The sequence below is a fragment of the Wolbachia endosymbiont of Glossina morsitans morsitans genome, assembly GCF_000689175.1.
GTDB lineage: Bacteria > Pseudomonadota > Alphaproteobacteria > Rickettsiales > Anaplasmataceae > Wolbachia > Wolbachia pipientis.
Map to the genome: position 1 here is coordinate 1 of NZ_AWUH01000134.1, position 1,769 is coordinate 1,769.

Here is a 1,769-nt window from a genome sequence, read left to right on the forward strand (position 1 = left end):
GATCAACTTACTACTTCAGAAAATTTTAGAAAAGATAATATAGTACATAAACAACCCGATATTTTAGATAGAAATGGAGTGGTAATAGCAACAAATGTGCCCACAACATCACTATATATAGATGCAACCAAAGTAAAGAATCCGGAAAGTATAGCAGCACAACTGTGTTCTACTTTGCATGACCTCGAATACAAGAACTTATATAGAGTACTTACTTCAGAAAAGAAATTTGCTTGGATAAAGCGGCACTTGACTCCAAAAGAATTACTAGCGATCAAAAACGCTGGTGTACCAGGAGTAAATTTTTATGACGACATAAAGCGTATATATCCTCACAGTAATTTATTTTCACACGTGCTTGGTTACACTGACATAGATGGCAACGGTATTGCAGGAGTTGAGGCATATATAAGTAAAAATAATGAGCAAGAAAAGCCCATAATACTATCCTTAGATACACGAGTGCAAAGCATAGTGCATGAAGAGCTAACTAAAGCTGTAAGCAGATATCAGGCACTTGGCGGAGTAGGAATTGTTTTAAATGTGAGAAATAGTGAAGTTATCTCGATGGTCAGCCTACCTGATTTTAATCCCAACTTACAGAATAAGGCAGAAGACGTACAAAAGTTTAATCGCGCCAGTCTTGGGGTATATGAGATGGGGTCGGTATTAAAATACTTTACAATAGCCGCAGCGCTTGATGCGAACGCTACAAAAACTAGCGATTTATATGACGTATCAACACCAATCACCATTGGAAAGTATAAAATTCAGGATTTTCATAAATCTAAAATTCCAAAAATTACTGTGCAAGATATATTTGTAAAATCATCCAACATTGGTGCAGCAAAAATTGCAGTCAAACTAGGTATTGAAAAACAGGTAGAATACTTTAAAGCTATGAAGCTATTTTCTCCTTTGAAAATAGAAATACCAGAAAAATCCACACCGATAATCCCGGATAAATGGAGTGAAAACACTTTAATAACAGCATCTTATGGTTATGGCATAGCTGTAACTCCTATACATCTTGCACAAACTGCAGCAGCATTAATCAACAATGGGATATTTCATAACGCAACCTTGATGTTGAATAAAAGAAGTATAGGAGAGCAAATTATCTCAAGAAGAACTTCCAGGGAAATGAGAAAATTATTACGTGCAGCAGTAACAGATGGCACTGGCAGAAAAGCAAAAATAAAGGCATATTCAATAGGAGGAAAAACTGGATCGGCGGAAAAAGTTGCAGATGGTAAATATAGCAAAGATGCAAACATAGCATCATTTATAGGAGTGCTAACTATGCTTGACCCAAGGTACATAGTGCTAATTGCTATTGATGAGCCTCAAGGAATGCACCATACCGGGGGAATAATTGCTGCGCCTATAGTAAAGAACATTATAAATAGAATAGCGCCTATACTAAATGTTACACCTGAGATGTAAAATTATGATTGCTTTACTACAACTTCAAATTTATCATCACCAAAATCCTTATTAATATACCAAGAACCATCATCTTTAGTTACAAATTCAAGACCTTTAAGGTCTTTTTTTATTGTCTTTCCATTTTGACCATCAATAGCGATATTAATATCGAATGTAATAATGTCTAGATTTATCATAGCTTCTTTCCCGCTGCACGAACTTAGACTGAACTTGCCTAACGTGAAATCATTAAAACTCACTTCCCCTGTATAGACATCACACTGACCGTCCACACAACACGTAGCTTCAATATAGAAAAGGTCTGACATATAAAACACCTT

At 35.7% G+C, this 1,769-nt stretch carries 2 protein-coding genes; one reads left to right on the forward strand and one right to left on the reverse strand.

What is annotated here, in order from left to right; all coding sequences use genetic code 11:
• Window positions 1–1,446 (forward strand): peptidoglycan D,D-transpeptidase FtsI family protein (locus WGMM_RS03355; protein ID WP_038250110.1); only part of this gene is annotated, 1,446 nt, incomplete at its 5' end.
• A 2-nt stretch (window positions 1,447–1,448) separates the two neighbouring features.
• Here WGMM_RS03355 and WGMM_RS03360 read toward each other — a convergent pair.
• On the reverse strand, window positions 1,449–1,769 hold a 321-nt coding region (locus WGMM_RS03360), incomplete at its 5' end, for a hypothetical protein (protein WP_240991893.1).